Source organism: Caldicellulosiruptor kronotskyensis 2002 (assembly GCF_000166775.1).
Classification (GTDB): Bacteria; Bacillota; Thermoanaerobacteria; order Caldicellulosiruptorales; family Caldicellulosiruptoraceae; genus Caldicellulosiruptor; species Caldicellulosiruptor kronotskyensis.
Map to the genome: position 1 here is coordinate 2,104,371 of NC_014720.1, position 24,041 is coordinate 2,128,411.

The 24,041-nt window shown below is 35.3% G+C and carries 19 protein-coding genes; 3 read left to right on the forward strand and 16 right to left on the reverse strand.

What is annotated here, in order from left to right; all coding sequences use genetic code 11:
- Window positions 1-6: 6 nt before the first annotated feature.
- The 5 genes from lpdA to CALKRO_RS09765 all read right to left on the reverse strand — a co-directional run bounded on the left by lpdA (window position 7) and on the right by CALKRO_RS09765 (window position 5,802).
- Window positions 7-1,371: a dihydrolipoyl dehydrogenase gene (lpdA, locus tag CALKRO_RS09745; protein WP_013430851.1), complete on the reverse strand. Its 1,365-nt coding sequence runs from the start codon at window positions 1,369-1,371 to the stop codon at window positions 7-9.
- A 26-nt stretch (window positions 1,372-1,397) separates the two neighbouring features.
- A complete protein-coding gene (locus CALKRO_RS09750; protein ID WP_013430852.1) occupies window positions 1,398-2,759 on the reverse strand; it encodes a dihydrolipoamide acetyltransferase family protein in 1,362 nt (453 codons plus the stop codon).
- Window positions 2,760-2,908: 149 nt separating this feature from the next.
- The gene (gene lipA / locus CALKRO_RS09755) at window positions 2,909-3,784 is read right to left on the reverse strand and encodes a lipoyl synthase (RefSeq protein ID WP_013430853.1); all 876 of its coding nucleotides are present in this window, start codon (window positions 3,782-3,784) and stop codon (window positions 2,909-2,911) included.
- Complete coding sequence (lipB, locus tag CALKRO_RS09760; protein ID WP_013430854.1) at window positions 3,781-4,491, reverse strand: lipoyl(octanoyl) transferase LipB; 711 nt, start codon at window positions 4,489-4,491, stop codon at window positions 3,781-3,783. The genes lipA and lipB overlap by 4 nt, the downstream gene beginning before the upstream one ends.
- 45 nt (window positions 4,492-4,536) lie before the next feature.
- Window positions 4,537-5,802 (reverse strand): zinc-binding dehydrogenase, encoded by a 1,266-nt coding sequence (locus tag CALKRO_RS09765; RefSeq protein ID WP_013430855.1) that lies wholly within the window; start codon window positions 5,800-5,802, stop codon window positions 4,537-4,539.
- Between the two features lie 206 nt (window positions 5,803-6,008).
- On the opposite strand from CALKRO_RS09765, the gene srlD reads away from it, so the two are divergent.
- Window positions 6,009-6,788 (forward strand): sorbitol-6-phosphate dehydrogenase, encoded by a 780-nt coding sequence (gene srlD / locus CALKRO_RS09770; RefSeq protein WP_013430856.1) that lies wholly within the window; start codon window positions 6,009-6,011, stop codon window positions 6,786-6,788.
- Between the two features lie 28 nt (window positions 6,789-6,816).
- Window positions 6,817-8,118: a PHP domain-containing protein gene (locus tag CALKRO_RS09775; RefSeq protein WP_013430857.1), complete on the forward strand. Its 1,302-nt coding sequence runs from the start codon at window positions 6,817-6,819 to the stop codon at window positions 8,116-8,118.
- Between the two features lie 60 nt (window positions 8,119-8,178).
- Here CALKRO_RS09775 and CALKRO_RS09780 read toward each other — a convergent pair whose 3' ends face one another.
- Window positions 8,179-9,228 (reverse strand): class II aldolase/adducin family protein, encoded by a 1,050-nt coding sequence (locus tag CALKRO_RS09780; protein WP_013430858.1) that lies wholly within the window; start codon window positions 9,226-9,228, stop codon window positions 8,179-8,181.
- 25 nt (window positions 9,229-9,253) lie between these two features.
- Window positions 9,254-10,540 carry a class II aldolase/adducin family protein gene (locus tag CALKRO_RS09785; protein WP_013430859.1) on the reverse strand — a complete coding sequence of 429 codons (1,287 nt, stop codon included), beginning with the start codon at window positions 10,538-10,540 and terminating at the stop codon, window positions 9,254-9,256.
- 392 nt (window positions 10,541-10,932) lie between these two features.
- Between CALKRO_RS09785 and CALKRO_RS09790 the strand changes: the two genes are divergently transcribed.
- A complete protein-coding gene (locus tag CALKRO_RS09790) occupies window positions 10,933-12,243 on the forward strand; it encodes an APC family permease (RefSeq protein WP_041741700.1) in 1,311 nt (436 codons plus the stop codon).
- Window positions 12,244-12,376: 133 nt separating this feature from the next.
- Here CALKRO_RS09790 and CALKRO_RS09795 read toward each other — a convergent pair whose 3' ends face one another.
- The 9 genes from CALKRO_RS09795 to metK all read right to left on the reverse strand — a co-directional run bounded on the left by CALKRO_RS09795 (window position 12,377) and on the right by metK (window position 23,974).
- Window positions 12,377-14,080 (reverse strand): IS1634 family transposase, encoded by a 1,704-nt coding sequence (locus CALKRO_RS09795; RefSeq protein WP_013429287.1) that lies wholly within the window; start codon window positions 14,078-14,080, stop codon window positions 12,377-12,379.
- 500 nt (window positions 14,081-14,580) lie between these two features.
- Window positions 14,581-17,310 (reverse strand): UPF0182 family membrane protein, encoded by a 2,730-nt coding sequence (locus CALKRO_RS09805; RefSeq protein ID WP_013430862.1) that lies wholly within the window; start codon window positions 17,308-17,310, stop codon window positions 14,581-14,583.
- 32 nt (window positions 17,311-17,342) lie between these two features.
- Complete coding sequence (locus CALKRO_RS09810; RefSeq protein ID WP_013430863.1) at window positions 17,343-17,702, reverse strand: YlbF family regulator; 360 nt, start codon at window positions 17,700-17,702, stop codon at window positions 17,343-17,345.
- A gap of 28 nt (window positions 17,703-17,730) precedes the next feature.
- Entirely contained in the window at window positions 17,731-18,666 is a 936-nt protein-coding gene (locus CALKRO_RS09815) for an SPFH domain-containing protein (RefSeq protein ID WP_013430864.1), read from the reverse strand.
- A 13-nt stretch (window positions 18,667-18,679) separates the two neighbouring features.
- Window positions 18,680-19,120 carry an NfeD family protein gene (locus CALKRO_RS09820; RefSeq protein WP_013430865.1) on the reverse strand — a complete coding sequence of 147 codons (441 nt, stop codon included), beginning with the start codon at window positions 19,118-19,120 and terminating at the stop codon, window positions 18,680-18,682.
- 21 nt (window positions 19,121-19,141) lie between these two features.
- Window positions 19,142-21,538: a single-stranded-DNA-specific exonuclease RecJ gene (gene recJ / locus CALKRO_RS09825; protein WP_013430866.1), complete on the reverse strand. Its 2,397-nt coding sequence runs from the start codon at window positions 21,536-21,538 to the stop codon at window positions 19,142-19,144.
- Between the two features lie 47 nt (window positions 21,539-21,585).
- Window positions 21,586-22,170 carry a hypothetical protein gene (locus CALKRO_RS09830; RefSeq protein WP_013430867.1) on the reverse strand — a complete coding sequence of 195 codons (585 nt, stop codon included), beginning with the start codon at window positions 22,168-22,170 and terminating at the stop codon, window positions 21,586-21,588.
- Window positions 22,171-22,294: 124 nt separating this feature from the next.
- Window positions 22,295-22,699 (reverse strand): hypothetical protein, encoded by a 405-nt coding sequence (locus CALKRO_RS09835; protein ID WP_013430868.1) that lies wholly within the window; start codon window positions 22,697-22,699, stop codon window positions 22,295-22,297.
- 84 nt (window positions 22,700-22,783) lie between these two features.
- Window positions 22,784-23,974, reverse strand: a complete 1,191-nt coding sequence (gene metK, locus CALKRO_RS09840; RefSeq protein WP_013430869.1) for a methionine adenosyltransferase — start codon at window positions 23,972-23,974, stop codon at window positions 22,784-22,786.
- Window positions 23,975-24,041 lie beyond the last annotated feature (67 nt).

Here is a 24,041-nt window from a genome sequence, read left to right on the forward strand (position 1 = left end):
CAAATTCTATAGTTCAAATATAACCTCTCTTATAATTTCACTAACCGTCGGATGTGGAAATACAATATCTTTTATATCTTCAACTCTCAGTTGTGCCTCAATCATCACACCAACACCGAAAATTATTTCTGAGCTGTAGTTTCCTATCATGTGACAGCCAAGTATTGTTCGTTTCTTTCTATCAATCAATATCTTGCAAAGGCCGTCAAATTCTTCATTTTCGGCAACAAACCTCCCACTGTAAAGCATGGGAAGCTTTGCAACTTCATATTCTAAGCCTTTTTCTTTTGCCGACTCTTCACTCTCGCCCACCCATGCAACCTCCGGATTTGTATATACAACAGAAGGAATAGAATCATAGTTCACCTTCACTCTTCTTCCAAGCATATTCCATACAGCAATCTCTGCTTCTCTGTAGGCTGTATGAGCAAGCATGAGCTTTCCATTTACATCCCCCGCAGCATACACCTCTTGAACATTTGTCTTCATTCTCTCATCTGTTTTTACACACCCTTTTTCAACCTCAACTCCTATGTTTTCAAGTCCAAACCCTGTGATATTTGGTCTTCTTCCGACGCTCAGCAAAACTTTCTCTGCCTCTTTTTCGAATATCTTTCCATCTTTTTCATACACCACTTTTCGGTCATCAATTTTAATAACTCTTGCTGAAAGTTCAAACTCAATTCCCTTTTTCTTGTATGCTTCAAGCAGTATATTCGAAATTTCCCTGTCCATGCTGCCACCAATGTAGTCAAGCATTTCTATCACAGTCACTTTTGAACCTGCCGAATTGAAATATGATGCCATCTCAAGCCCAACAATCCCCCCACCAATCACAACCATCGATGCTGGCACACTTTCAATCTCAAGCATTTCTCGACTGGTTAGCACAAAACCTCTTTGAAGCCCCTCTTTCATACCCTCAATTGGCGGAATGAAAGGCGAAGAACCGGTGGCAATCAAGAGCCTATCTGTGGCAAATTCTTTATCGCCCACTGCTACAATATATCCTTTGCTATTTCTTCCCAAAATCTCTCCATGGCCGCTGAGTATTTCAGCACCGCTTTTTCTGAGCTTACTTTTTATTCCTGTCACAAGAGTTTTTATTACTTTGTCTTTTCTTTCAAGTACCTTTTTATGGTTTAACGTAATATTTTTGACTTCAACACCATATTTAAAACCGTGCTTTGCCCCTTCTAAAATCTTTGCACTGTACAGTAAAGTTTTTGTAGGAATACAGCCTTCATTGAGGCAAACACCGCCCAAATACCTTTCTTCTATCAGGAGCGTTTTTAGTCCTCCTTTTGAAGCTCTCTCTGCTGCCAGATACCCTGCAGGACCACCACCTATGATTATAAGGTCGTATTTCATCTAAGTTTTCACCCTTTCTAAAAAAATCAGAGTGCCAAAAGCAAATCAAAGTTTTCTAAAAACTCCTTTAAATCCTTCAAAAACTTTGCTGCATCGGCTCCATCTAACGCCCTGTGGTCAAATGTTAGTGATAGTCCCATCGCTGGATAGAATTTTATATGTCCATCTTCTTCCTTAGGCCTTTGGACAATTGTATTTACACCTAAAATCCCTGTCTGAGGAGGATTTAGGACAGGTGTAAAACTTTCTATGCCAAAGCTTCCTAAGTTAGTGACAGTGAATGTTGCTCCTTTTAAAAGGTCTGGTGAGATTGTTCCTTTTTTGCAAAGGCCAATTAGCTCCTTTGCTTCTTTCGAGATTTGACTCAAACTCTTTTGGTTACAATTGAATATTGTTGGCACCATAAGACCACGCTCTGTATCAACTGCAAACCCAAGATGAACATTTTTGAAATATCTCATTTTATCATCCAAAAAATGGCTATTGAGCGATTTGTGTTTTGGTAAAACCCTTGAGACAGCAAAAAGGATTATATCGTTTATTGTTATATCCTCAAGTCCCAGTTTTTCTTTGTTTTCTTTTACTTTCTTTCTAAACTCAAGGACTTTACTTGCATCAAATGATGTATGTAATGTCAGCTGAGCTGTTGTGGTAAGAGATACATACATAGCCTTTGCGATTGCCTTTCTGATGTTAGATAGCGGCACATCTTCATATTCTACATTCTGTACAGAAGACTCAGAAGTTTTTGAGACATAGCTTTCCTGCTTTGCCCTTTCAATGTCAAAAGTTGTGACTCTCCCACCAATGCCAGTTGATTCTAAAACATTAGCCTCTTCAATTTCTTTTGCTTCCTGCTTTGCCGCAGCCGTGAACACTGGACCTGATTTAAAAAGTTTTAAAATATCTCTTTCAATTATTCTTCCATCTGGTCCTGAAGGTTTTGCAAACCTAAAATCAACATTTAATTTTTCAGCTAAGTTCTTTGCCCTAGGCGAAATTTTTATTTTCCCTTCAATTGGAGAATAGTCACCTGGAATTTTTGCTTGAGTTTCCATCGGCATATCTTGTTCAGATGTCTGCAAATGTGAGATGTCATCTTTTTGAGCTTCCAAGAAGGTCTTTGGATTGAACTTAAGTACATCCTCACCAGGTTCACCAATCACACACACATTTGTCAAGACAGGAACCTCTTCACCCTCTTCAAAAAAAATGTCAAGAAGCACACCACTTACCTTTGCTTCCTCATCAAAGCTTGCCTTGTCGGTCTCATAAGAAAATAAAAGGTCGCCAACCTCAACCTTATCACCTTTTTTCTTGTGCCACTTTGTAATTATACAACTTTCAACAGTCTGCCCTTGCTTGGGCATTATTACAGGTGTTGCCATATCAATGACCTCCATTTTAGCTGTTTATTTATTTCAATATGTTTGATATATTTTTTCATCTATCATGTTAACTTTTTTCATCTCCAATTTAATAGTATCATTTTGTTTGTTTTTTTGTCAATATTATTTTGATTTTTGTATTTCTAATTTTATATTTTGTGAATATTTTCAATTATATCTTTTGCATTCTCTGCCATATATGAACTTCTCACAAGAGGACCTGACATAACAAACTTAAATCCAATTAAAATTGCAAACTCTTTGTACTCTTCAAAGACATCCGGATGAATAAACTCAACAACAGGATGGTGATTTTTGGAAGGAGATAGATACTGTCCTATTGTTACAAAATCACATTCTACATTTCTTAAGTCTTCAAGTGCCTTTTTAACTTCATCTTTTGTTTCACCAAGTCCAACCATGATACCCGATTTTGTAAATATATTCTTATCAATCTCTTTTATCATCCTCAAGACATCAATCGACCTTTTATAACTTGCCAACGGTCTTACAGATGGATATAATCTCTCGATGGTCTCTATGTTGTGTGCAACAACATCAGGTGAAGCTTCTACAACCTTTAAAACTGATTCAAAACTACCTTTAAAGTCAGGAATTAGAACCTCAATCTTTGTGTATGGGCTTTTTCCTTTTATGCTCATTATGCACTCTGCAAAATGAGAAGCCCCTCCATCTGGCAAATCATCCCTTGTAACAGAGGTTATAACAACATACTTTAGTCCCAATGTACTTACTGCATTTGCAACCATCTTGGGCTCATCACTTTTTAACTTCACAGGTTTTCCTTTCTTGACATCACAAAAAGTGCAGTTTCTTGTGCATACATCTCCCATAATCAAAAACGTAGCAGTTTTTTTTGAAAAACACTCATAAATGTTTGGACACTGAGCTTCTTCACACACTGTGTGAAGAGAAAACATTTTTAAAATTTCTATTACATCATCTATTTTTTGATCAGCCTTTACTCTTATCTTTAGCCAATCAGGCTTTTTTAGATAGCTCATCTTTCCATACCTTCTTGTGTTTGAATTTTTAGCAAATTGAAAAGCTCTTCTTTGTTAAAGATATTCAAACTCCTGCCGAAAACCTCTCCAAAATAAGTTTGAACCTTATCAACCACATCTTCAAACCGAATTGTGCTTCCAATCAGTCTTTCTAAGGATGTAACACCTCTATCCTTCAGTCCGCACGGGACAATCCATGAAAAGTGTTCAAGATTTGTATTTACATTGAAAGCAAACCCGTGCATGGTTACCCACTTTTTAACTGCTATACCTATGGCAACTATCTTGTCATTGCCAACCCAAACACCCGTGTATTTATCTTCATCCCTGCGCGCTTCAACTGCATATTGGTCTTTTAAAAGCCTTATAAAAACCTTTTCTAAAAGATACACAAACTTTTTTATGTCTCTATCTGTCAAAGCCAAATCAAAAATTGGATACCCAACAAGCTGACCAGGACCGTGGTATGTCACATCCCCACCACGGCTTACCTCAAACACCTTGACACCCATTTTCTCTAAAAATTCCTCTGACACAAGTATGTTTTTCTTGCTGCCACGTCTTCCTATTGTGATAACAGGTGGATGTTCAAGCAGCAGCAGTGTGTCACCAATCTTCTTTTCAACCCTTAAAGACCAAATAATCTCTTGAATAAAAAGAGCTTCCTGATAGTCTACCTTTTCTAAATAACAGACATTTATACACATTTGGCATATCTTCCTTTCATCTTTGCCAATTTTTTACTTTAACTGTCATATCTTTTTTGCGTTTTCTAAAAGAAAATCTTCTGCCTCTTTGCACCAAAGACCATTATTTCTTTCAACAATCTTTGCAAGCTCTGCAAAAAGAGGATTTTCTTTACCTTTTTCTTTGAAATCTTCTATTGCCACAAGGTCAAGCTCTATGTTTGTGTATATAAGCTTTTTTCCGCCAGGGATTTTGGGAAGATTTAGAGTTGTTTGCGCTACACAATTAAGTCCTCCAATATGAGTAATCATTGCAGCAGGATTGACGATACCTTTTGCCATCAAATCAAGCGCTTCAATCATGTCATCGGTATTTCCACCACTTGTTCCAACAACGTGTGTTGAGTTGTAATGGACATTGTAAAAGTTCAAAAGTGCTGAAAAATTGGGATCGCTCGGTCCTGCAAAAAAGTTTATGCACCCATCTCTTGCAAGAATTTTATCTGCAAGTTCAACAAGTTCTCTGACTGGTGCAAAGACAAACACATCGTCAAAGCCTCTGCCATCAGTAAATGAAATAAGATAATTCTCAACATTGTCTATATTGGCAGTATTGACATAATAAAGGTCAACACCATGCTTTTTAGCATCCTCTTGAGTATATATTGAGGCTGCTCTATCTAACCTTTCCTGGTTTATATCTGTTACAACAAGCAGTTTTGGTGGTTTAGGGCCGTGCACAGCATAGTCAATAGCCCCAAGCCCCATTGGACCAGCACCTGCTAAGATTGCCATAAAACCGTTTTCTAATGTACCCATTTTATGTATATACTTGCCTGGCTGGGTGTGATAGCTTGCATGAAATGCACCAATAATGCACGACATTGGCTCTGCCAGTGAACCGTAAAAGAATGCATCACCCTCATATTTTAAAAGACAGTTTTGTTCCATTACTTCATTTGGAATAATGATGTACGTTGCATCACCACCAATGTACTGGAACGAATATCCCGGTGCTGCATACGGATTGTCTTTGAGGTTCAGCGCAGGCTGAACTGTGAATTTGTCACCTGGCTTGAATTTATTCTGCCACTTTTTACCTACTTCCATTATTTGCCCACAAAACTCATGACCTATTATAACAGGGTTTTTATCTATGTCTTTTGGTACTCTTTTGTGGTCACTTCCTTGAATTGCTGCCTTGTAAGAAGACATACAAAGACTATCAGAAATTACTTTTGCCAAGATTTCGTCTTCTTTTATTGGTGGAAGTTCAAATTCTTCAAGTCTCAAATCATTTTTGCCATATAATCTCACAGCTTTTGTCTTCATTTTTATATCCTCCTTTACAAATCAAAATCTTAACTATAACATCAATGTTGTCATAAGATAATGATAATACATCTTAGTCCAAAAATCAATAAACTCAAAAATAAATCAAATTGATATAGACATAAACACAACACATATTGTATAATTAATTTTAGATAGAGCAAAAAGACAACATGTTAAAACAATATCAAAGGGGGTAGAGTAATATGAGCTGTAAACGATTAGAGGGACAGGTTGCGATTGTTACAGGGGCTGCCCAGGGACTTGGTGAGGCTTTAGCAAGAAGACTTGACAAAGAAGGATGCAAGGTTGTTGTTGCAGATATAAATTTGGAAGGTGCTCAGAAAGTCGCAAGTGAGCTATCTGAAGCTATTGCTGTAAAGTGTGACGTTACAAACGAAGAAGAGGTTGAGGCAATGGTTGACAAGACAATTGAAACTTTTGGCCAGCTTGATTTGATGGTTGCAAATGCCGGAATACTGATTGCAAAACCTATTACAGAATTTTCACTTGCTGAGTGGAAAAAGGTAATCGATGTAAACCTCATTGGATATTTCTTGTGTGCAAGAGCCGCAGCAAGGGTTATGATTCCCCGTCGAAAAGGAAATATAATCCAGATAAATAGTAAGTCCGGAAAGAAAGGATCATACAAAAACTCTGCATACTCTGCATCAAAGTTTGGTGGAATTGGCCTTACCCAGAGTTTGGCACTTGAGCTTGCAGAGTATGGGATAAGAGTAAATGCTATATGCCCGGGAAATCTTCTTGACTCGCCTCTGTGGGTAAACAGCCTTTATGAGCAGTACTCCAAAAATCAAGGACTTACACCAGAACAGATAAGAGAAAAATATTTGAGCCAAGTACCACTCAGGCGTGCATGCACATACGACGATGTTGCAAATGTTCTCGTATTTTTAGCATCTGATGAAGCAAGCTACATGACAGGGCAAGCTATAAATGTAACAGGTGGTCAGGAAATGAGATAAATCTTGAAAAAGGAGAAAGATTTGAAACATGGCACAAGTTGAGTTTGATCTTGAAAAAGAACTAAATCATGAAGATAAGGAGAGAAGACTTGAAGTTCTTTCAGTGTTTTTTGAGCTTGTCAGGCAAGGCAAGATTTCATTGCCACCAAAAAACAGCGTCATTAACAATCATATACATACATTCTACTCATTTTCACCTTACTCTCCTTCAAAGGCAATCTACATGGCGGCAAAAAGTGGTCTTCCGACAGCAGGTATAATGGACCATGACACCATAGCAGGCAGTGAAGAATTTATCTCTGCCGGGAAAATAGCAGGTATTGCAACAACAATTGGTGTTGAGTGTAGAGCTGACTTTTCAAAAACCTTGCTTTCTGGCAAAAAAATAAATAATCCTGACCAACATTCAATTGCGTATGTTGCAATTCATGGAATTCCACATAACCAAGTTGAAACTGTAATGAAATTTTTCAAACCGTATATCGAAAGAAGAATGAAAAGAAATAGACTGATGGTACAAAATATTAATAACCTTCTCTCAAAGTACGAAATTGCTTTGAATTTTGAAAAGGATGTTGTGAGTATTTCAAAATATAAAGAAGGCGGAACTGTCACAGAAAGACATATACTTTTTGCTCTTGCAAAAAAAATCATTGAAAGAGTTGGCAAAGGAAGGAAATTGGTAAATTTTCTAAAAAATGAATTGAAAATTAAGATTAGTAAAAAGATAGAAAGTTTTCTCAGCGATGAGCAAAACCCTTTTTATGAATATGACCTGTTAGGTCTTCTCAAGAGCGATTTTACTCCAAAGTTCTATATAAATGCCACAGAAGAGTGCCCTGACATAAAAGAGGTTGTAGAGTTTTCATATAAGATAGGTGCAATAATTGCATACGCATATCTTGGTGATATTGTTGAATCTGTAACAGGCGATAAAAGAAGTGAAAAATTTGAAGATGATTATCTTGAGCTTCTGTTTGAGGTTTTAAATGAGCTTGGCATAAAAGCAGTAACATACATGCCGTCAAGAAATACTCTTACTCAGCTCAAAAGAGTAAAAAACTTATGCGAAAAATATGACTTTCTTCAGATAAGCGGTGAAGACATAAACTCACCTCGCCAAAGTTTTATATGTGAAGCATTAAATCAGGATGAGTTTAAACATTTGATAAATACTACATGGGCTTTGATTGGACATGAAATAATGGCAACAGAGGACAAAGACCTTGGATTTTTTTCAGATAAAATGCAAGAAAAATTTCCAAATTTAAGAGACAGAATTGAATATTTTAAAAATATTGGCCTTAAAATGTGGTCAAAATCAGATTAAAAAATAATACTTTTTACCAAATTAAAAGGCAACAAGCAGTTGTGCCTACTTGTTGCCTTCTTATTTTGCCATTTTCTTTAATAGTTCTTTTCTATATTTTTCACTCTCCCAGTTTTTGATATACTCCATTTCATTCTGTGACATAGTTTTTATAGTAAGACCAAACTTGTTTATTTTAGATATCACATAAAGATAAGCAAGCAAAGTCTCTTCAGTTGCAAGCGCCTCTGAATAGGCTGCATTGTATATAACTCTGCCTCTTGGCAAATCTATTTCTATCTTTGGATTTTCTGCATACAGACTTGAGTTTATATAAACAAGCTGGTCAGGATAAAGAGGATATTTTTCAAATAGTTCAACTTCAAACATTTCTGATTTTATAAAATCCAAGATAAACCTTGTTCTGCTCTGATATCTGTTATCACCAATTTGTTTTAGCACACAAGACGGATATCGTCCTCTTATTTTGAACCACCTTTTTATCAAAAGGTTAACCCTTTCATGCACTTCATATGCTTCTTTTAAATTATCTGAAGACACAATAAGTCCATGATTTTCCATGAAGATTACCTTCGGCCTTTTATCTTCAGCTGGCAGGCTTCTAAGCTGGTTTGCAATTTCAATGGTCAATGAAAAACCAGGATTGATATAAGGTATCCAGATAAAGTTAAATTTCCTATCTTCAAATATTTTATAACACAAGCATTTGCCTTCACGTGAGCAAGTCAGGATATTTGCATATACAGAGTGAGAGTGAATTACATATCTGTCAAGAATCGAGTGAAATCCTACCTCCACTGATGGTCTTAAAATCCTACTGGGAAAACTTAAGACGCTCTTTTGAACAACTTCTGAACTTTCTTTTTCATAGTCCTTAACCTGTGAAAGATTAACATTCTCATAAAAGCTTTTTATTTTTTGATAGTCTACAATTACATACCCGTCTTCTTCTGTCACTTGGTCAAGCCTAAAACCAGAGGCTTTTATTGCCATATACTGAGAATCAAGTTTTACAGAAATATTTCCCCCGCCACCCTGAACATAGTCAATTTTCCTGCCAATTTTCTGGCACAGCCATACAAGTTCTTGTAAGGTTTTGCTTCTTTCCATCTCATCATCCCTTTCAAAATATTTTTTACAGTTTAAATGCTCTTTCTATCTCTTCAATCTCTTCTTGGCTTATTAACACAACATCACCCAACCTCTTTGCGTCTATTATGGCCTTTGCAGTAAATTCCAGCACCTCAAGTTTGTCAAATGCATCTAAAAGGTCTTTACCAACAACAATTACACAGTCATTTTCAACAATCACAGCTGGAGTCTGCTTAGAAAACACATCTGCAGTCATTTTTGGCTGCATAAACGATGAACCAAACGGAATTTTTTTAACGTTTCTGAGAGAAATATAAGTTTCGGGTATTGTTTTAGAATCAAAATCATTATATGTCACTGCAAAAGCCATAATGTTAGGCGGATGAGCAATTATGATTGCATTGACATCTGGATGCTTTTCATAAATAAACTTATGCAACAGAACTGACCTGCTTGGCTTTTTCCCAGCCTCCTTGTACCCATTTTCTATTCTCACAATATCCTCTGGCTGAATATACTTCCTATCAACCATGTAAGGAGTTATTATAAAAGAATTGTCACTGAGCCTTTGTGAAAATGTTCCTTGGGTGCTTGTAAAAAGTCTCTGGTCATATGCCCTGTGGATAAGTTCACACATCTTTTTTCTTGATAGCCTTTCGAAACTCGAATATGTTTTTGGAATGAATTCATCCATTTGAATATCCTGTTTTGCTTTTGAAATCTCAATATCTTTTGGTCTGAGTTGTCTTGGTTCACCAATAAGCCTTGCCCTTATCTCAAGCTGAGCACAAAAATCAAGCGTTTCAAACGCCATAAAAGCCTTGAAAAGGTTTTCTGCACCTACAACAATCCCGTGGTTTGATAAAACAGCTGTTGATACCCCTTTTTTGAAAGTCTCAGCTATTTTCTGACCAAGCTCAGTACTTCCAGGTAAAGCATACTCAACAAGCTCAACCTCGCCACATATTAGATGGACATTTGGAATAAGCTTGGTATTTGGAATTTTGCGTGCAAGCGAAAATGCCATAATTGATGGCGGGTGCGCATGAATTATTGCTTTTATATCAGGCCGTGCTCGGTATATCATCTCGTGAAATGGAAGTTCAACAGAAGGTTTGTGTTTGCCAATAATCTCTCCATTTTCTTTTACCTGAACAATATCGCTACTTCTTAAACTTCCTTTGTCTATGCCAGAGGGTGTAATCCAGATATCGCCATTGTCATCTTTAATTGATATATTGCCACCAGATGTTGTTGTCATACCATAACCATATATCCTTTCCATTATCATTACTATCTGGTCGGCTGGATGTAGTAGTTCAAATTTCATAATTTATGCTCCTTTCTACAACCGATATTTGTGCAATTTTTGATTTTATGTTTAATTATGCTTGATTTTTAAAGCTAAAGTTAAATAGTTTTGTATTTATGTGTTTTTGTATTTGATTTTGATGTCTTTTATTAATTATTATAATATAACTCAGGTATTTTGTCACTATGATTTATTTAAAATTTAAACTAATTAAATTGTTAATTTACTCTGCAAATTGTTGTGAGATTATTAAAAATACACAAAAATCATTTCAAAACAAACCACTGCTAAAAAGTTTCACCACGATAATATTTATCTTGCACAAAGATTTTACCTGTGTTATATTTTTAGCTAAATGCGACAAAGCTTTTGCAACTTTTGAAATAGATTATCCAAAAAGGGGGCGCAAGATGGAAAGCAACATTCTTCTTAAGAAAAATCTAAACATCTGGATGGCACTATCCTTAGTTGTGGGAATGGTAATCGGTTCAGGGGTATTTTTTAAAGCAACACCTGTTGCAAAGTACTCTGGAAGTTTTGCTTTTATTTTTTTTGCATGGCTTTTAGGCGGAGTTATGTCACTTTGCGGTGCCCTTGTTGCTGCTGAGTTTTCAGCAAGATATCCTCACACAGGTGGGCTTTATGTCTATCTTGAAAAAATTTATGGCAATAAAATTTCTTTTTTGTTTGGTTGGATGAATACTCTAATTTATACACCCGCCATACTTTCTGCATTATCAGTTTTGTTTGCAGACCAAGTATCAAGTATGTTAAACGTAAATCAATTAGTACATGATATTTTAGCTATCAGTATCTTGACAACAATAGTTATAATCAATGTTATAGGCAACAAATATGGTGGGGCTTTTCAGCTTTTGGCAACAGTTTTAAAACTAATACCCCTTTTTTTGATTATTTTTTTTGGTCTCATAAGACCTATTGAAGCTGAAAATTTTATATCTTATGGACATTTTACGGAAAATTTTGGACTTGCAGTTTTATCTACACTGTGGGCTTACGATGGTTGGCTCTCTGTCCCAAATGTTGCTGGAGAGATGAAAAATGCTAAAAAGAACTTAGTTTTGGTGCTAATATTCGGAATGTTATTTGTTATGGTGGTTTATCTACTTGTAAACATTGCTTACATTAATGTCATTGGAATTGGGAAGCTTGCAGCAGCTGAAAATGCCATAAACATTATTTCTGAAAAGTTATTTGGTCGTACTGGAAAGGTTCTAATATCACTTGGTATAATTATTTCCATTGTTGGAACCTTGAATGGTTTTGCCCTGACAGGTATAAGAATTCCTTATGCCATGGCAACAAATCAGCGATTTATTGCAAACAATGTATTTTCAAAGCTTCATCCTCGTTTCGCAACACCTGTGAACTCAAGCATACTTGTTTTTATTCTCTCGCTCTTGTATATTTTCACACGAAGCTTTAACAGACTCACAGACCTTGCCATGTTTTCAACATGGATATTCTATGTTCTGTTTTTTATTGGAATATTTATCAAGCGAAAAAGAGAAGGAAAGAACAAGGAAGGGTACAATACATTCTTGTATCCTATAACCCCACTTGTCGCAATCTTCAGTGGTTTATACATTCTTGTAAACAACATATTCTCAAACCCTACAGACTCAATTTTTTCTGTTCTAATCACATTACTTGGCCTGCCTGTATATTTTCTATTTGTGAAGAAGAAAATAAAAAAATAAGGCTCTTCGTGAGGGCATCCACACAAAGAGCCTCTTCTTTTATTTTATATTTTCTTGACTTTGTCAGTTTGAAACTCAAAAAGCTTGGGAGGACTGGGATTGACAAAATTTGGACCTCAATTTTGTCACTACATCATTTGTTAATGCCAATAAATCCTAAACCTTCCTCATATGTCATGAAATTTTTTGGCCCCTTTATCTTCATCACATTCAGGATGTCTATAGCTCCTCCTTCTGTCCTTTGCTTTATCAAATATTTCTTCCCTTTTATCTCTATTTCAATAAAATTCATTGAATCTATCGCTTCCATTATCCTTTCACTACTTATCTCTTTACCTTTTTTCCTCAAAATATATTCCAATGTCCGTTGTAATAAAAATGCCAAAAAACATATCACAAAATGTCCTTTTATTCTACTTTCTGTAAAGTGATATATCGGTCGTACTTCTAAACAGCTTTTCATTACTCTGAATGACTGTTCTATCTTCCATAAATCGTGATATGCTCCTAAAACTTCTTCTACATCCATATCCTTTTTACTCGTCTGTATTGCATAATAACCGTCAAACTTCTCATCTCGTTTTATCGCTTCCTCATCCAATTCATATTCTTCTGTCTTTGATTTCTTCTTCAAATATCTCCTCGCACCTTTTTTCTCTAAGGATGTTATACTTCCTTTGTTCTCTAAAAGCTCTTTGGCTTTTGATACAAGTCTTTCCCTGTCTTCTTTGTCTTTCTTAGCTCTCTTGCTTGAATACGTTATTATCAGTCTCTCTTCTATTTTAAACTCTTTACCCTCTTCATCCTTGATAACATTTGTTCTTTCCAATACCTTATATTTGAATTCATCTCCATAAATTTCTTCAGCATTCAAACAACTTTTTCCATCAAGCCTTTTATATCCTTCTTGCTCAAATACTTCATCTAAAACTTCTTTACTTGCATTCTTTAATCTGCTTGCTACTATATAATCATATCCCGCTTCTTTTATCATCTTTAAATTTAATCTGCTGTTGAGCCCTTTGTCTGCTACTATCACTATCTTATCTATACTAAATTTTTCCTTCAGTTTCCTCAATATCTTTACCATTGTTTTGCTATCTATTGTATTGCCAGGAAAAAGTTCATAACCTATCGGCCTGCCTTCTTTGTCTACCAAAAGCCCTAACACAACCTGTACTTCATTTATCTTGTTGTCTTTGCTAAAACCAAAATTTTTAAGTTCATCGGCTCTACAACTCTCAAAGTATATTGTCGTCACGTCATAAAAAACTATATCAACCACCATCTTAAATAAATCCCTATTTCTCTGATACAGGTATGTCTCTAAATCCTCTTTTATACTGTCAAGAAAATCTAAACACCTGTATAATTGATTTAAATCTATATCCTCTTCAAATCCAAAATATCTATTCTTCTCATGATAAGTTCTCAGTTTGCTCATAGGTTCTATCAATCTCTGTATGGTCATTAAAAAACTTACTTTGTCTACGTCAAATTTTATCTTTCTCCCCCTTGTTGCTCTCTCTTTTAAAAATTTATCTATTTCAAGTTCTTCCCATAACTTTCTGAATACAATGTACCCCCAATTTTTTATAACTGCATCCGATACATCCTCTTCAGATTCAATAGTAACAGCTTCTGTATTGTCAGTAGTTGTTCTTTCAACAATATCAGATAGTTTTTTTACAATGTTTCTAAAAGCAGGATCATTTTTGAGAAGATCAAGTCTACCAAAATTAAATAACACTCTTTGCTTAACCTTGCCATTTTCACGATAGTTTTCGACTAATCTAACATACTGGTAACCGCCAGCATTAGTTATTTTGACAAACATATGGTAGCTCCTCAAAGGTATTTTGAATAATTGTACCACAAAATATTCAAAATGTCAAGTATTTATAGCATATTTCAGACTCTAATTTGCCACTACAATTTTTAAAATTTTTTATTTTTCTATTTTCAAAACCCGCATAAATTAAGACTTTGTCATTTTTTGTTAGCTCAATAACCACTCCTAATTGACAAAGTCAAGACCTTGCCATGTTTTCAACATGGATATTCTATGTTCTGTTTTTTATTGGAATATTTATCAAGCGAAAAAGAGAAGGAAAGAACAAGGAAGGGTACAATACATTCTTGTATCCTATAACCCCACTTGTCGCAATCTTCAGTGGTTTATACATTCTTGTAAACAACATATTCTCAAACCCTACAGACTCAATTTTTTCTGTTCTAATCACATTACTTGGCCTGCCTGTATATTTTCTATTTGTGAAGAAGAAAATAAAAAAATAAGGCTCTTCGTGAGGGCATCCACACAAAGAGCCTCTTCTTTTATTTTATATTTTTCATCATCTCATCAAGTTCTCTGAACTTCCTGCCAAATTCTTCCCAGTTGCCTTCTTTCAATGCTTTCTTAGCATCTTCAAATATAACTTTTAGCTTGGAAAGCTGCTCAGAAAAGCTTTGAATTTCCTGAGCACCTTGCTGCTGCGGCGTTTGTAGCTCTTGAGTAGTCTGTGTAAGCTGCTGCCCAATCAGCTGCGTGAGAGCATCATTTAGGCTGCTTCCCATTACTACTTTGCCGTTGCAGGCAGCAATCACTCTTTTTACCTCTGGCAAAGCTGATGCGTTGTCAGATGCAATATAGATTGGTTCGATGTACAAAATCTTCTGGTTTATAGGCAGTGCCAACAAATTACCTCTTATTACTTTAGAACCTCCCTGATTCCAAAGAGACAAATCTTTTGAGATCTGCGGGTCCTGGTCAATCATATTTTCCACCTGCAGCGGACCATAAACAGTTGAGCCTTTTGGAAACTTGTAAAGCACAAGCTTTCCATAATTTTCTTGGCTACTTTTTGCTGCAAGCCATGCAATCATTGTATTATATTTTAGCGGTGTAAATGGTACCATCAAAATCATTTCTTCTTGTTGCGAATCTGGAAGTTTCATTACGCTATAATATGGGGGAATATAGTCAATTGAGCCATCAGGGGTTTTGTGTTTACCAAAATCCCACAAATCTTCTTTGTTGTAGAACACATTAGGGTTTGTCATGTGATATCTTTTCAAGACATTTGCTTGGACAGTAAAGATATACTCCGGATATCGTATGTGCTCGGCAATATCCTCTGGAATGTCTCCTTTTTCAAAAAGCTGAGGATATATGCTCTTGTATACATTTACAATCGGGTCGTTCTTGTCAACAATGTAGAACCTCAAGGTGCCATTGTACGCATCAATCAAAACCTTTACAGAGTTACGGATATAATTAAAACCCTCTTCAGTTGGTTCTGAATATGGAAAATAACTTGTCTTTGTGTATGCATCCAAAACCCACACTAAACGGCCCTTCCCATCAATTAGGATATATGGGTCTGGGTCAAATTCCAAAAACGGTGCAACCTTTTTTGCTCTTTGAATAATGTTTCTGTTTATAAGAATTTTGCTGTTTGAATTAATGGCAGAAGAAACAAGAAGCCTAAAATCTTTATATACATATGAAAATATCAGTCTGTTTAGCGGTGTGAGTTTTATTCCGCCCTGACCTGTGTATCTGTAGAGCTTATTTGAATCACCTTCTGGATAATCAATCTCATCAACCTTTGTGTTGACTATCACATACGGGTCTGTCTTTTCTCCATAGTATATGCGCGGCTGAGTAACCTTTGGCGCACCATCTAAACTTTTTACAGGAATATCCTTTATTATGAACTTTGGCTGACCTTCTGGTGTCACCTCTGTCATAAGACTCATAACAACACCGTAACCATGGGTATACTGGAATTTCTGGTTTATATATGTCTTTGTTGGAATGCCATCGTAATTTATCTCTCTCGCAGAGATAAACACAGATTTTATCCTGCCGTTTATGGTATATTTTGAAATGTCTGCATCGTTGAATATATAATACTGTTTAAACCTCTGAATCTGGTTTTGTATATCCAGGGTAGTTGGAAAATCTGTTATCCTTATATTTTCAACTGTTGCTTTATTTTGCTGCAAATCTTTTGCCGTTATATTATTTGTTGTGTCTATAGGAAAATATTTTTCTTCAATATTTTCTAAATTATAGGCCAGACGTGTAAATTTTATATTTTTCTCCAAAAACGGTCTTTCATATACCTGTTCGTTTGGTGATACAACAAAGTACTGAAAAGCTGCTGAAATTATAGTCCCCAAAACTGCCCATCCAACATAAGAAAGCATAACTTTTCCGATGTTTGTGTACTTTCCTTTTGCAAAAAAGTAAATACTAAGAACAATAACTGCAGCCAAGACTATATAGGAAAGCTTAAAATAGTTCATTCTAATATAATAGTCTGTATACCCAACACCAACAACCTCTCCAAAGAAAGAGTATAAAAGCCCTTCCATTTCATACTTCAATGTGAACATTTTAACAACTAATATGAGTATAAGATTGAAAAATATATGAGCCCTGACCTTTTTGTCAGATAGAATATCCCACGAACTTGTTCTGCTAACAAATGAAGCTGTGTAAAGAAGCAAATATAGCACCACTGTGTATATACATACAAATATCATCAAGAAAAAGAGGAAATTCACCACAGTCAGAAAAAATGGTCTTTCAAATACATAGTAACCTATGTCTTTCTTAAAGATTGGATCTTTGATATCAAAAGGTTTCGAATGCGTCAATGTCAAAAACTTTATATAGAGATTGTTTTCCAAATATTTACTTGTCACAAGTGCCAAGAAAATTGAAAGAATAATGTTGAGAATGTTCTTCTTCAAAAAACCAATTTTCCCTACAATTCTTTCGATATTCTTTTTCACAATTGCATTGTTTGTAAAAAACACAAAGAACAATATAACAAAAGAAATTATCTGCACAGACAGTTTTACATAGAAATTTTTCCAGAACACACTGACAAAATTCTTACCAATCTCTCTTATCTGGATTAACTCCAAAAACAAATCAAATGCGATTGAAAACGCAATAGCAATCAAAATCAGCAGTGCCAAAACAAACCCTATTCTTTTTAAAAGCCTTTTTGTCTTTTCCTTTTTATAATCATAAATTATTCTATCTGCCATCTTCGAACAAATCCCCTCACTTTTGTTTTTGCTTATTTATCTGCAAATCCCCACAGCTCATCTTTAAGCTCAATACTGTCGGCAATGATTTTTGAAATGTCAGCAATTATCTTTGCCAGCATCATCTCAGCAGAAAGATACTCCTCTATGTCTGGATTCAGAGATATTATTTGATAAAGCTGTTGCAAGGAGTATACATCTGAGCTTGTAACTTCATCACCTTTGAGACGCTTTTGTTCAAGTTCTAACTGTTTCTTTTTAAAATCAGAAATCATCTGTTTTAGCTTTTCATCCTTCTCAATCTTTTCTTTTGCAGCTTTAAATCTTTTAAATTCGCTTGACTCCTTCAAAGCAGCAGCAAGTTCATATGCAATGTCATATATATTTCTCATCTTTGGTTTTGCCACCTCTTCCCACTTTTTATTGTGACGATGATTGAGAACTTGTATTATCATTTGTTCTTATTAGCTCAGAAGCGCCAATAAGAGTTCCAAGATTTTTGAAGGCATCTGTTGGAATATATACTTTATTTGCTGGATTTTTAGCAATCTCAATTGCAGCCTCAATCTGTCTCATTGCAAGGACAACCGCATCTGTTCCACTCTCTTTTATTGCTCTGTTGACATATGCAATAGCATTTGCCTGAGCTTTTGCCACCATCTCTATTGCCTGCGCCTGACCCTCTGCCTGCAAAATTTTCTGTTGTTTTTCACCCTCTGCCCTCTTTATCAGTGCCTGTTTATACCCTTCTGCCTTTGCAATTTCACTTTCTCTTACACCTTCTGCTTCTAAAATCATTGCTCTTTTGTCTCGTTCTGCTTTCATCTGCTTTTCCATTGCCTGGGTAATTTCTGCTGGCGGAATAATATCTTTAATCTCAACTCTTTTAACCTTAACACCATAATTATCTGTTATCTGGTCCAAAACAGATGTAAGTCTTGAGTTAATTACTTCTCTTGATGAAAATATTTCGTCAAGTGTCATGTTACCAACAACATCTCTAAGGTTTGTGAGCACTGAATACATAATGGCCGCCTGATAGTTTTGAATGTTGTAAGTACACATTTTAGCGTCAAATACTTCAAAAAACACAACAGAGTCTATTTTTATTCTGACATTATCCTTTGTAATCACATCCTGTGGCGGAACATCAAGAATTCTTTCCTGCATATTTACCTTTGCTCTAACGTTATCAATAAACGGAATTATGAGATGAACACCAGGTTCTAAAACCCTGTGAAACTGACCGATTCTTTCAACAACATAGCAGTATTTTGTCCTGACAACCTTTATGCTTGAGAAGAAAAATATTAAAAATAATCCAATAACAAGTATTACCCAACCAATTGCTGACATTTACATTTCCCCCTTACACTTTATTTTCAATTTTTTCAACAAAGATTTTTAGCCCATCTACCTTTGTAACCCTGACCTTATCACCAATTTGAAGTTTTTCTTGACAATAAATATTATAAAATATTCCGTCTTTTTTTATCTTACCAAAATATCCATCCCCAGATACTTCTTCAACAAAAAATTCATCTCCTACAGATATAAAACTTTTATTTTCTATTTTTGGCATGTTTTGAAGAAATCTTTTAATCTTGGGCTTAAAAATTAAGAAAATAATAATTGCCAAAACAATAAATATCCCCATTTCAAGTGCTATATTGTTTATAAATAAGTCAAGAATGAACACTACAAAAGCAGATATATAAATCGGAAACAAAACAAAACCTATAAACATATCAGCTGCAAGAGTTGCAAGAGCAATCCCAAGCCATATAAAGTCATAAATGTTTACATTCAACAAAACTCCCCCTTTCATTTTTTATACTTTCAACGTTCTGTAAAAGCTGTACACCTTTGTAGATTTTAGGTTCACTTTTTCTTGTGTTTTAAAAAACTCTTTTACCTCAATTCCTTCGTGAGTAACCTCTGCTAAAATGAGACCTGTCTCTTCAAACATTTGGATAATAAAGAGCAATTTTACCACCTTCAAAAATGGGTCTGATTCATATATACCCGAAAAATTGTAAGATATAAACTCACAGTCCCTCAATGTTTTATAAACATTAACACATTCTTCATTTATGTGAAGTGAAAATTCATCAAATTTGTTGTCAAAGTCAATCAAAACAGTGTTAATATCTTGATAAAAGTTTTTGACATACTGATAAGAAGGCATATCAAGAGCAACAACCAAATCTGCCTCGTTCACAATAGCATTTAGCTTATCAAGCCTTGTTGCAAAGATATCGTCAAAATATACCTCCTTTAGACTACTTTGATGCTGAATTATCCTACCTTGTTTATTTAAAAATTCAAAAAATTCACTCTCCACGTCTTCTCCTTTTAAAAATTTAAGAAAATTGAGAACAATGTGCGGCCAAAAAGCTACAAAAACACACCTTTTTTCTTCTATATCCTGCAAGCTGCCTCTTTTTACTTCATATCTCTGAAAACTTAAGCAGTTATTTCTAACAGCCTTCAAATTATTATATAAGTCCTTTATAACTCCAAAACTAACATTTTCGCAAATATCAATAATATTGAACTGATTTTTTCTCACACTGTTAAAAAGATTCTTTTCGAGTTTGCAAACAATATCTACTTTTTTCATTGAAATCAGCTCATCTTCATCTTCCAAGTTGGAAAAGCACACAACATCATATTTTGTTGAGTTGCCAGCAAAAAATTTATAGTATTTGTTGCCATCACCCATGAACCTAAAATTCTCTACAACAAGATTTTTTATCAAAAAAGTTGGTTCAGGGTTACCAACACCAAACGGTTCTAAAAGATAAACCTGGTCGATAAGTTCATCATCAATCTCATTTAAAGAGAGCACAAGGTCAACTTCAATTGCCGGCTTGAATATCATAAAATGATAATCCTGTGCAATTGAGTTTAAAATCTCGTCAAGTTTGTCAACATTGTCAACAGGAAGTGAAAGACCTGCTGCATGTTCATGACCACCAAACTTGAGCAAAATTTCTGCACAGTTTCTGAGTGCTTCAAACAAGTTAAAACCTTTAATTGACCTTCCTGAACCTTTTAAAACACCCTCGTCAGCAAGTGTCAGCAAAAGAGAAGGTCTGTAATATTTTTCTGTGATTTTTGAAGAAGCTATCCCAACAACTCCAGCATGCCATGAACCATTGCTAAGAACAAATATCTTCTTTCTTAAAATACCTTTATTTTTATTAATTAAGCTCTGAGCTTCTTTAATTGTCTTTTCTTCTATTTCCTGACGTTTTCTATTCTCTTCGTCAAGCTTTTTTGCAATACTCTCTGCCTTTATAATATCCTGCTCTAAAAGAAGTGACACAGCTAAATTCGCATCAGAAATCCGCCCAGCAGCGTTCAGCCTCGGACCAATTATGAACGACACATCATAGGGTTTCAGTTCCTCTTTTGACGAAAGTCCAGCTACTTCTATAAGTTTCTTGAGTCCGACATTTTTCGTATTTTTTAAAACTTTAAGCCCAAACTTTGCTAAAACCCTATTCTCATCAACAAGAGGCATTACATCTGCAATTGTTCCAATCGCAACAACATCAAGATACTCAGATAGTTTAAGATTTATCCCTGAGTTTTTGAGTGCGTGTAAAAGTTTAAACGCCACCCCAACACCCGCCAAATCCCTGAACGGATAAATACTATCTTTTCTTTTGGGATTTATCACAGCATCAGCCTCTGGCAAAACTTCTTTCGGTTCATGATGGTCTGTTATTATAACTGTTTTCCCTTTTTCTTTGAGATACTTCACCTCATTTTGTGCGCTAATCCCCGTGTCAACAGTAATAAGCAGGTCAAACTTGTCTTCCAGTTTCTTTAAAACATCAAAGTTGAGCCCATATCCATCTTTAAATCTATTGGGAATATAATATATTGTTGGCAAAAAATTTTTCAAAACTGAATAAAGCAAATATGTACTTGTAACTCCATCGCAGTCGTAATCACCATATATGAGCACTCTACTTTTGCACAAAATAGCCTGGTTTATAATTTTAACTGCTTCTTTCATATCAGGCAAAAGGAATGGATTGTGAAGATTTTTAAGTGAAGGATTTAAAAACTTCTCTATTTCCTCCTTTTCCTGTATACCTCTATTGTTTAAAACCTTTACAATTTGAGGCTTTATTTTCCTACCATCAATTTCAATATCCATATCTTCAATGTTGCTGTTATCTTTCAAAATCCATCTCTTTTTCTGAAAAATCATATCTCAAAAAATCCCCCTCAGAGGCAGAAAATAACTTTTTATGAAACTCAATATATCCAAATCATTATTATGAGTGTTACAAAAAAAGATGTGGCAGCACCTGCCAAAAGCTGTTTTGTATCATGTCTTTTGAGTACAAGTCTTGACCACATGACAAGAGGAATGAGCAAAACTAAATAGATCATCTTTATTCCTGCAATAAAGTTTATTGCAACAATCGGACCGGTAATTCCACATGCATGACCACTTGCTTTGAATCTCAAGACCTTGTTTACAAACGCCAAAATCAAGGCTGAGATAAGATATGATAAATAAAGTCCTACCATGGCCCTTGTTGGTTTTTTCATAAACATTAAACTTATATTTCCAAGCAGATATCCAACTATTCCGAACACAAACGCAAGTTTTCTCTCAACTTCTCTTCCCACGGCCTTAAACTTTGGAAAACTTCTTGCAACAATGTAAGCACAAAGGGGAATTATAGTAAAAAAGAATATCGAATTTAGATAGTAGTAGAAATTCCCGTTAAAGTTTTTATAACTATTGTCAAACCACATGATTGTAAAAACAAGTAGTGCTACCATAGGAACTGTAAAAAGACTGCTGATAAGATATGCAATCTTTTGTTTCATTATCTTTTCCCCCAAAAAGATTAATTTTTTCTTGAAATTATTATATACCATAAGCGGTTTAAAAGCAAAAAATAAAACCCCTTTGCTCTTTTAAAAGCAAAAGGGTTATGCATTATTTTGAGCTTTATCTTCTTTTTGTTCTTGGTCTTTTCGCTTTACTTGAATTGAGTGCACCTGTTAAAAATCCTACAAGCGGTCCAAATATAAGGATATATAATTGGTATTTTGAAACATTAAAGCCTTTTTTAAATATAACACTTAAGGCAAAAAGGACAGCTGCAACAAAAGTCGAAACCAAAAACGCTGCAATCTTTTTATTACTTAGTGACAAAGTTGCTGCTTCATAGCCCGAAAATGCTATTCCTACAAACATAGAAAATAACGTAAGAAAAAATGCAACCCTGTCTGGCATAGAGAAATACATTACAAAAATGGATATAACAAATATCAAAAAGCAAGCCATGAACAAAGACTTTACTATAACCCATATATATTGATAAACTGAAACTGCTGTATTCTTTTTATCCATTAAACTTGCTCAAATCTACTTAAAATAATCTCTAATAAACATTATTAAAGTTTTTAAAAAGTTAGAACTATTCTTTCGAGAATTTTAAACGTTCTGAGCCTCTTTGAGTATTTCACCTACCTTGTCTGTTCTTTCCCACGGAAGGTCCAAATCTTCCCTTCCAAAATGACCATAGGCAGCAACCTGCTTGTAGATAGGACGCCTTAAGTTCAAATCTCTAATTATTGCAGCAGGGCGCAAATCAAATACCCTCTTTACAATCTCAGCAATCTTTTCATCGCTAATTTTACCCGTGCCAAATGTGTCAACCCTAATTGAAAGCGGTCTTGCAACACCTATTGCATATGAAACCTGAACCTCACATTTTTTTGCAAGCCCTGATGCAACAATGTTCTTTGCAACATATCTTGCAGCATATGTTGCAGACCTGTCAACCTTTGTCGGGTCTTTACCAGAAAAAGCACCGCCTCCATGGCGTGCATACCCACCGTAAGTGTCAACAATAATCTTTCTTCCTGTTAGACCTGAATCACCTTGTGGTCCGCCAATCACAAATCTTCCTGTAGGATTTATAAAAATTTTTGTGTTTTTATCAAGCATTCCTTCTGGAATTACAGGTTTTATAACATGCTCAATAACATCTGCCTCTATCTGAGCATGAGTAACCTCCGGACTGTGTTGTGTAGATACAACCACCGTGTCAACTCTAACTGGTTTGTCATCTTCATACTCAACTGTAACCTGAGTCTTGCCATCTGGACGAAGATAAGGCAATATACCCTCTTTCCTCACATAAGCAAGTCTTCTTGCAAGCTTGTGAGCAAGGTAAATTGGCATTGGCATCAAAACAGGTGTTTCATCACATGCAAATCCGAACATCATACCCTGGTCGCCTGCACCAATTGCCTCTATCTCATCTTCTGTCATCTCACCAAGCTTTGCTTCTAAAGCTTTGTCAACACCCATTGCAATGTCAGGTGACTGTTCGTCAATTGAGGTTATAACAGCACATGTGTCAGCATCAAATCCATATTTTGCACGTGTATAGCCAATCTCTCTTATTGTATCCCTTGCTATCTTTGGTATGTCTACATAGCATTTTGTTGTAATCTCGCCCATCACAAGAACAAGGCCTGTTGTTACCGCAACCTCACACGCAACCCTTGCGTAGGGGTCTTTTTCCAATATTGCGTCAAGCACAGCATCTGAAATTTGGTCACAGATTTTGTCAGGATGACCTTCTGTTACTGACTCTGATGTAAATAGCTTTCTCATCTGAAATTTTTACCTCCTTTTAAGTAAAATAAAAACTTCTCTTGAAAATCTTTAAAAATTTAAAGCC

Bases quoted from the DNA above. Each gene is read 5' to 3' on its own strand.
- lpdA (WP_013430851.1), bottom strand. From the start codon at position 1,371: ATGAAATACGACCTTATAATCATAGGTGGTGGTCCTGCAGGGTATCTG.
- CALKRO_RS09750 (WP_013430852.1), bottom strand. From the start codon at position 2,759: ATGGCAACACCTGTAATAATGCCCAAGCAAGGGCAGACTGTTGAAAGT.
- lipA (WP_013430853.1), bottom strand. From the start codon at position 3,784: ATGAGCTATCTAAAAAAGCCTGATTGGCTAAAGATAAGAGTAAAGGCT.
- lipB (WP_013430854.1), bottom strand. From the start codon at position 4,491: ATGTGTATAAATGTCTGTTATTTAGAAAAGGTAGACTATCAGGAAGCT.
- CALKRO_RS09765 (WP_013430855.1), bottom strand. From the start codon at position 5,802: ATGAAGACAAAAGCTGTGAGATTATATGGCAAAAATGATTTGAGACTT.
- srlD (WP_013430856.1), top strand. From the start codon at position 6,009: ATGAGCTGTAAACGATTAGAGGGACAGGTTGCGATTGTTACAGGGGCT.
- CALKRO_RS09775 (WP_013430857.1), top strand. From the start codon at position 6,817: ATGGCACAAGTTGAGTTTGATCTTGAAAAAGAACTAAATCATGAAGAT.
- CALKRO_RS09780 (WP_013430858.1), bottom strand. From the start codon at position 9,228: ATGGAAAGAAGCAAAACCTTACAAGAACTTGTATGGCTGTGCCAGAAA.
- CALKRO_RS09785 (WP_013430859.1), bottom strand. From the start codon at position 10,540: ATGAAATTTGAACTACTACATCCAGCCGACCAGATAGTAATGATAATG.
- CALKRO_RS09790 (WP_041741700.1), top strand. From the start codon at position 10,933: ATGGAAAGCAACATTCTTCTTAAGAAAAATCTAAACATCTGGATGGCA.
- CALKRO_RS09795 (WP_013429287.1), bottom strand. From the start codon at position 14,080: ATGTTTGTCAAAATAACTAATGCTGGCGGTTACCAGTATGTTAGATTA.
- CALKRO_RS09805 (WP_013430862.1), bottom strand. From the start codon at position 17,310: ATGGCAGATAGAATAATTTATGATTATAAAAAGGAAAAGACAAAAAGG.
- CALKRO_RS09810 (WP_013430863.1), bottom strand. From the start codon at position 17,702: ATGAGAAATATATATGACATTGCATATGAACTTGCTGCTGCTTTGAAG.
- CALKRO_RS09815 (WP_013430864.1), bottom strand. From the start codon at position 18,666: ATGTCAGCAATTGGTTGGGTAATACTTGTTATTGGATTATTTTTAATA.
- recJ (WP_013430866.1), bottom strand. From the start codon at position 21,538: ATGATTTTTCAGAAAAAGAGATGGATTTTGAAAGATAACAGCAACATT.
- CALKRO_RS09830 (WP_013430867.1), bottom strand. From the start codon at position 22,170: ATGAAACAAAAGATTGCATATCTTATCAGCAGTCTTTTTACAGTTCCT.
- CALKRO_RS09835 (WP_013430868.1), bottom strand. From the start codon at position 22,699: ATGGATAAAAAGAATACAGCAGTTTCAGTTTATCAATATATATGGGTT.
- metK (WP_013430869.1), bottom strand. From the start codon at position 23,974: ATGAGAAAGCTATTTACATCAGAGTCAGTAACAGAAGGTCATCCTGAC.